Genomic DNA, 624 nt, shown 5'->3' on the forward strand with positions numbered 1-624 from the left:
GGCCCTCCCTCGCCACCGTGGACGGGCGACCCGGCGGAGGTGCGGCCGCCTGGCCGCCGCAGCGGCGGCGGCCGGAGCCTTATGTGATCGTCGCCGGCACGCTGGACACCAAGGGCGACGAACTGCGCTTCATCCGCGACCTGATCCAGGCGGAGGGCCTGCGCACCCGCCTCGTGGACCTCTCCACCTCCGGCCGCAGCGCCGGCGGCGACGTGACGCCCCCAGGAGGCTCGCCCTCGCTTATCCGCGCGGCTCGGCCGGCATCGCCTCGGGGCGACCGCGGCACGGCGGTGGCGGCCATGACCGAGGCCTTCAAGGCCTGGCTGCCGCGCCAAGTGGGCGTCGCCGGCATCATCTCCGCCGGCGGCTCGGGCGCCACCGCCATGGTGACGCCGGCCATGCAGGCGCTGCCGGTGGGCCTGCCCAAGCTCATGATCTCCACCATGGCCGCAGGCGACGTGCGCGCCTATGTGGGCGCGAGCGACATCACCATGATGCCCGCCGTCACCGACGTGCAGGGCCTCAACCGGGTCTCGCGCCTGGTGCTGGGGAACGGCGCCCGGGCGCTCGCCGCCATGGCGAAGGCGCGGCTCGCGGACCTCAGGCGCATGGGGCGCCGCGCGG

1 protein-coding gene is annotated in these 624 nt (G+C 75.8%); it reads left to right on the forward strand.

Going from position 1 to position 624, the window contains the following annotated elements; all coding sequences use genetic code 11:
- Positions 1-83 precede the first annotated feature (83 nt).
- Positions 84-624 (forward strand): Tm-1-like ATP-binding domain-containing protein (locus tag AC2W7M_RS27005; RefSeq protein WP_486136313.1); only part of this gene is annotated, 541 nt, incomplete at its 3' end.

Source organism: Xanthobacter sp. BG11Y11_SDJG, assembly GCF_057364445.1.